Raw genomic sequence first — 5763 nt, forward strand, 5'->3', positions numbered from 1 at the left:
CGGAGCGTCCTGTGACCAAGGGCGCTGTTCAAGTCCCCTTCGGCTACGCCTTCGGGGACTTGAACAGCCATCACACTGTCAACAGATCGCTAAGATAGTACAAATGATGAAACACCAGGAATCAGTAATCAATCAATCGATGGCGCTTCGCATACTCATAAATTGGACCTGTACTGATCGCAATTGCAGTACCAAATCCGGAATTAGTTTCATTTAGCAATGATGACAAATGTTCAAGAGCTTTGGAAAAGTCAATTCCTCCAAATTCAACTACAATATCTCCATGATCTCCTTGCCGGTTAATGATATCACTTATATATTGCGACGTAACACTCGGACGAGACTGTATCATACCAATTATTATACCATTGCTCGCAAAAACGGCACTCCCGGAGAATCCTAATGCGATAGGAGATTGAATATAAAAGCGAAGCAAGTCGATATCTATATCGACGAATCCGATGATCTGTCCAAAAAGTGATATCAAAGATGTGCGACTTCGAGTATAATGATTATATAAGGGAAAGCCGCTGAACATAACGTCGCGAGAAATCTCAATATTCGCCGACGAATCAAGCCGTGCAATAGTATGCTTCCGGCCACAAGATTCAAGAAGTCGGAGAAAGACAAAGTCGTAATGCCATCCAGAGGTATCGAGTTTACTGTCACTTGTCCTTACAACTACTGAGGCTTTATGTAAATATGACCAATCGCATAGCAACACAATTGGACGCCGTAAGTTTCTCACTGCTATGACCTGACCGTTATCCAAAGTAATTGATTGCTTCTCGTAGATAATATGATCTGCAGTTAGAACCAAAGAGTCACTAATGAAAGCACCTGTTCCAATTGGAACAAGTAAATCCTTCCTTACATCATGCGAATCTCCCTTCAATTCTTGCAGAATCAAGACCGCATTGGAACGAGATAGGTTAACAATTTCCTTTTCGAAGGCCACTTGCGCAAAAACGGCGGCTTGGGTCATTGCGACAATCGAATAGATTGAAATGGTCAGTCTTGACATACCCCCCTCGCGTTTGTCATCCTCTCAAACAGATGAGGCACTAACCGACAGAAGAGCGAGGCTACTATCGATTCTTGCGCGTCTATTTGAGAAAATGGTCTCATCGATAAACTTCCTTTCGATTTGCTACGTTAAGAATCAATATGATCAATTGATCGCTGTAAACTCGGTAGAATATCCGCCACTCACCGACGCGCCAGGAGCGATCTCCATCATGGATGCCATCCAGAAACTTCCCACTGTTTGGACTTGCGGCAATATCCTGAAATGCAGCATATAGCCTTGTCACAAGAACCGAGTTATGTCGCAGTTTCTTCAGTTGTTGGCTGCTTTGGGAGATATCCTAAGGTTCACTCATCTCCTTGCGCCAGAACTCTTCCAAATCTATGCTCTTGCCTTCTTCGTGATCCCTGATGGCTTGATCAAGGTCGCGCATTAACTTGCGATTGGAGAGAATTTCGATCGTCTCGCGCAACGATTCCACCTCGGCACGAATGGCATCGTATTCCTTCAGTGGCACGATGGCGACTTCGCCTTCCGATTCGACAACGTATTTAGGCATTATTCTCCTTCAAAATTGCTTTACTCACGCCGCCTCCCCGCGTGTCTCTTGTTGCATCGTTTCCGGGCGATCCGGATCGAACGGCACTACACGTCCGTCGAGGATCGATTGCAACCCCTCTTTCAAGCCCTTACGGATATCGGCGGTCAGGCGGTCGATGAAGAGCACTCCGTTCAAGTGGTCGAGTTCGTGTTGAAAGACGCGGGCGGGAAGGTCCTTCAAGGTCTCCTCGACCGTCCTGCCGTCCAGCGTCTGGTAGCGCACCTTCACTTTGTCAGGGCGCGTTACTTGAGCGAAAACCTTGGGCAGCGAAAGGCAGCCCTCTTCCTTGGAGACATTCGCCCCGCCGGCTTGAAGCACTTCCGGGTTCAGGTAGGCAACCGCCTCCGCTCCATCCTGCATCGCACCCCAGTCGATCAAGAAGAGTTGCAACGACCGTCCGACCTGCGGCGCAGCAAGACCGACGCCTCCGGCGGCTTGCATCGTCTCAATCATATCGGCGATGAGTCGCTTCACTTCGGCATCGATGGCATCCACCTGCGCCGAGTGGCGTCGCAGCAGCGGGTCGCCGTAGGGTATGACCTTAAGCAGCATCTTTCAACTGCTTTGGTTCATCGGATTCGGGCAGCCACTTTTCCCACGGGCGCTGTTTAGTCTGGCCCAGAAGGAACTCCTTGGTGTAAATTATGTCTCGCGTATAGCCCGCAAGGTCGAACTCATGAACGTCCATACGGATCGCATCGACCGGACAGGCTTCGGCGCAGAGTCCGCAGAAGCAACACCTGAGGATGTCGATGTCGAACCGCTCGGGGAACTTCTCGACGTGCGGATCGGGCGACTCGCCGGGGGTGATGTGGATGCAGTCGCAGGGGCAAATCGTCTCGCAGAGCATGCAAGCGGTGCAGCGCATCGCGCCGTTTTGCTTGACGGTGAGCCGGTGTCTTCCGCGCCACCGGCGGTCGATGGGCCGGCGCACTTCGGGGTATTGGAATGTCTCGGCGGGCGGATTCTTCGTTCGTATCCCGAAGGCATGCAGGATGTGCCCCCACATATTGCGGACAAAGTGGAGGTGCGTGATCCAGACGCCCTTCAGGACCTCGATCCAGTAAATCTGCTCCGCGACCGTTACGTCATGGGTGAGGGTGGTGATGGTTTTGGGCATATTATTAAATACCAAAATCTTGGAAGAACCGATCTTCGAATTCAAGTTCGAGGTTTTCCTGTTCGCAGTGCGCAATCCCCTTCGCAGTTAAGAAGAATTGCCCATTGTCCCCATCTTCATCCACAAGCCCCTCCCGTTTGAGGGATAAAATCGCTCCCGCAAAGTAGGGAAACAACGGATGCTCTTCCGTCAGCGTGAATGTCCATCTCTGTTTAAAGTCTGTAGTTCCAAAATGACGCCTTTGGTAATGCCAGAGATTACGAAGTACTAAATCCTTCATTTTGGGAACGCTTATGATTCTTGTGAGGTTCATTCTGTTACCTTTTTTCCAGATCTGGTCGGACCAGTTTTCGCGTCTTCGGGCGCAGAATTACCGCGATATTTGTCAAGCAGGCTTCCCAGAGTGCCTGGCTCGAGCAACAATCGAATTTCTTGTTCCAGCATAAAAAACGCTACGAGAATAAGCAACGGCCAGGCGATGCTTGCGATGAAGCCTGCGAGTGCATCACCGGCAAAATGCGTGGATTCAAACGCGATTAACCAGAGAGCATAGCCGGAAATCGCTATGGCTATTAATCGCATCCACAACCGAGCCAGTTTGGTTACAAAAATCGACCATCCGGTACCCTTCTTTCGGATTTTGTCGATGCTGTCCATCAGGTTTGATTTTCCTCCTTTAATACCTTCACCCCTTCCTTCCTTGCAATCCAAATTATCGGCGTCCCGTTGTAGGTCTCCCACTGCTTAACCCCGCAGGTGATCGGCTCGATGCGGAAGTCGAGTAGGCAACTAACGAACGAATGGTCACCCATGCTCTTCACGCCGTCACCCATTCAGCCCAACTGGTCGGCTCCGGTAACGGCAGTCCATCCTCCAGCAGCCCTTCCTGATGAAATCGAATGGCTTCCTGCATTTCTCGAGCAGTCTCATCCGGCGTTTCTCCAGCGGCAACGCAACCTGGCACATCCGGGGAATAGGCGCAATAGTTGCCATCTGCCTTCTCAATGACAATAAGGTATCTCAGTAACTCAGGCATTCTGCATTCTGCATTCTACATTTTGCATTCTTCACTTCCCCATCACCACCATCACCACCCCCGTCACTGCCACATTAAACAGCGCCAGCGGCAGGAGGTAATGCCAGCCTAACTTCATCACCTGGTCATAGCGAAAGCGGGGCAGCGTCCAGCGAACCAGTTCGAAGAAATAGATCATGAAAGCGATTTTGGCGAAGAGCGCTCCGAACTGGAGACCCTTCACTGCCCAGATGCCAAGTTGCCAGGTCCCTCCCCAGGGCCAGTGAAAGCCATCGAACGCCAGCCAGGGGAGGTTCCAGCCGCCGAGGAAAATTAACGAAAAAAGAATCGAGATAATCAGCATCTCGATGAACTCGGCAAACATGAAAAGCCCGGCACGCATCCCAGAGTATTCGGTGAAGTAGCCGATGATCTCCGATTCGGCTTCCGGAACGTCGAACGGGATGCGCTTATTCTCGGCGACCGCCGCCGGCAGAAAGAGCAGCGCCGCCAATGGCTGATAAAAGATCCCCCATTGCGGAATCCAGCCGAACCAATGCCCCGACTGCGCGACCACCATTTGACCCAGTTCGAGCGTCCCGTAGATCATGATCATCCCGACCAGCGACAGGCCGAGCGCCACCTCGTAGGAGATCATCTGCGCCGAGGCCCGTATTCCGCCGAGAAGGGCATATTTGTTATTCGACGCCCAGCCTCCCAGCACTGCGCCATAGACCGCCAAACCGCCGAACGCGAGGATGTAGAGCAGCCCGATGTCGATGTCAGCAATCTGCGCCGAGACCTCCCGACCTCCAACGTGCACCGACGGCCCGAACGGTATCGCTGCCAGCATCACCAGGACCGGCAGAAACGCCATAACCGGCGCCAGAAGATGCAGCGTCCGGTTGACAAAGGGCGGAACATAGTCCTCCTTGGTCAGCATCTTGATCGCGTCGGCAACCGGCTGAAAGAGGCCGATGATGCGGAGGCCGAAGATGTCCGCCCGGTTGGCGCCAATCCGGTCCTGCATGATGGCGGATTGCTTCCGCTCGACCCAGGTGAGCAGCGTCGCAATGCCCATGACTATGCCGATGACAGCCGCCACCTTGACGGCGGTGGCGATGATGAGAAACCAGTCCATTCTTTTAGGAATTAAGGATTTATGGATTCAAGGAGATACGAGAATTCTACGAGAATTAATGCCTGTTCTTCCACATCGAGGGCAGTCTCACGGGCACGCGCAAGTTCCCTTTGACGCGCTGGTCTAAAGTATGTTGAAGCCAATGTAAGAACAGCGATTGCTCCTCTGTCGAGGGCGGTGAATTCGACCTCATAACCCCGACCCTGCTGGTGGATAGCAGAACTGTCCCCACATCGCCTTCCATAAGTCCGTGCTCGGGAAGGTCTCGCGTAAGGACAACCCGGTCTAGTTTATTGAGTCGTCTTCGACTAAGTAATGAGATCCCTCACCCTCTCCTTAAGGATTTTTCTGATTGACTCAACAGCAATCAAGAGCCTTGTAAGAATGACCAGGATGTAGATAAGGATGATTGCTGCCAAGGGTCCAATAAGAATAGCCAATCTCATTAGCGTCTCCCGTTTGTTTTGTATTTGAATATCATATAGAGTGAAAGTGAAATTGTAAAGGAGAGATTGGGTAACAGATACCTTAATCCAGATTTATCCACGGAAGCTCCAAACACTTCCTTATAAACGTCTATGAACATTACTAAAATGAATGTGGAAATCAAAATCAGTACCCTATACGCAAGTTCTATTCCACTATGTATACATCTTATTGAATACCAAGCTAATAGCATACCTGATGCCGAGGGCACCAAAAAGGCCCAGAATGCTAACGAAAGGCTTGTTGTGGACATTGCACCCATCATTACCTCTGGGATCGTAATCCCCAAAGCCTTTGATCCATAATAAATTAGGAAGCCTGTCATTGCCGAGGCAGTCAGCAGCAACTTCTCTATGCGATTTTCTTCTATTCT

Annotated in this window: 10 protein-coding genes and 1 pseudogene; all 11 read right to left on the reverse strand. The window is 50.9% G+C overall.

What is annotated here, in order from left to right:
• Positions 1-121: 121 nt before the first annotated feature.
• Complete coding sequence (locus tag FJY67_10995; protein ID MBM3329974.1) at positions 122-1024, reverse strand: trypsin-like peptidase domain-containing protein; 903 nt, start codon at positions 1022-1024, stop codon at positions 122-124.
• A 100-nt stretch (positions 1025-1124) separates the two neighbouring features.
• Complete coding sequence (locus tag FJY67_11000) at positions 1125-1364, reverse strand: type II toxin-antitoxin system RelE/ParE family toxin (protein ID MBM3329975.1); 240 nt, start codon at positions 1362-1364, stop codon at positions 1125-1127.
• 3 nt (positions 1365-1367) lie between these two features.
• Positions 1368-1586 carry a hypothetical protein gene (locus FJY67_11005; protein MBM3329976.1) on the reverse strand — a complete coding sequence of 73 codons (219 nt, stop codon included), beginning with the start codon at positions 1584-1586 and terminating at the stop codon, positions 1368-1370.
• 24 nt (positions 1587-1610) lie between these two features.
• Positions 1611-2180 (reverse strand): peptide deformylase, encoded by a 570-nt coding sequence (gene def / locus FJY67_11010; GenBank protein ID MBM3329977.1) that lies wholly within the window; start codon positions 2178-2180, stop codon positions 1611-1613.
• Positions 2170-2748: an NADH-quinone oxidoreductase subunit I gene (locus FJY67_11015; GenBank protein MBM3329978.1), complete on the reverse strand. Its 579-nt coding sequence runs from the start codon at positions 2746-2748 to the stop codon at positions 2170-2172. The genes def and FJY67_11015 overlap by 11 nt, the downstream gene beginning before the upstream one ends.
• A gap of 4 nt (positions 2749-2752) precedes the next feature.
• On the reverse strand, positions 2753-3028 hold the full coding sequence (locus FJY67_11020) for a hypothetical protein (protein ID MBM3329979.1): 276 nt from the start codon (positions 3026-3028) through the stop codon (positions 2753-2755).
• A 29-nt stretch (positions 3029-3057) separates the two neighbouring features.
• Positions 3058-3459 carry a hypothetical protein gene (locus FJY67_11025; GenBank protein MBM3329980.1) on the reverse strand — a complete coding sequence of 134 codons (402 nt, stop codon included), beginning with the start codon at positions 3457-3459 and terminating at the stop codon, positions 3058-3060.
• A 106-nt stretch (positions 3460-3565) separates the two neighbouring features.
• Positions 3566-3772 carry a type II toxin-antitoxin system HicB family antitoxin gene (locus FJY67_11030; GenBank protein MBM3329981.1) on the reverse strand — a complete coding sequence of 69 codons (207 nt, stop codon included), beginning with the start codon at positions 3770-3772 and terminating at the stop codon, positions 3566-3568.
• 43 nt (positions 3773-3815) lie between these two features.
• Complete coding sequence (gene nuoH / locus FJY67_11035) at positions 3816-4904, reverse strand: NADH-quinone oxidoreductase subunit NuoH (GenBank protein ID MBM3329982.1); 1089 nt, start codon at positions 4902-4904, stop codon at positions 3816-3818.
• 11 nt (positions 4905-4915) lie between these two features.
• Positions 4916-5148, reverse strand: a pseudogene (locus FJY67_11040) (DUF4926 domain-containing protein).
• A gap of 201 nt (positions 5149-5349) precedes the next feature.
• Positions 5350-5736: a hypothetical protein gene (locus FJY67_11045; GenBank protein MBM3329983.1), complete on the reverse strand. Its 387-nt coding sequence runs from the start codon at positions 5734-5736 to the stop codon at positions 5350-5352.
• Positions 5737-5763: the final 27 nt, after the last annotated feature.

The organism is Calditrichota bacterium, assembly GCA_016867835.1.
Classification (GTDB): Bacteria; Electryoneota; AABM5-125-24; order Hatepunaeales; family Hatepunaeaceae; genus VGIQ01.

Bases quoted from the DNA above. Each gene is read 5' to 3' on its own strand.
- FJY67_10995 (MBM3329974.1), bottom strand. From the start codon at position 1,024: ATGTCAAGACTGACCATTTCAATCTATTCGATTGTCGCAATGACCCAA.
- FJY67_11005 (MBM3329976.1), bottom strand. From the start codon at position 1,586: ATGCCTAAATACGTTGTCGAATCGGAAGGCGAAGTCGCCATCGTGCCA.
- def (MBM3329977.1), bottom strand. From the start codon at position 2,180: ATGCTGCTTAAGGTCATACCCTACGGCGACCCGCTGCTGCGACGCCAC.
- FJY67_11015 (MBM3329978.1), bottom strand. From the start codon at position 2,748: ATGCCCAAAACCATCACCACCCTCACCCATGACGTAACGGTCGCGGAG.
- FJY67_11020 (MBM3329979.1), bottom strand. From the start codon at position 3,028: ATGAAGGATTTAGTACTTCGTAATCTCTGGCATTACCAAAGGCGTCAT.
- nuoH (MBM3329982.1), bottom strand. From the start codon at position 4,904: ATGGACTGGTTTCTCATCATCGCCACCGCCGTCAAGGTGGCGGCTGTC.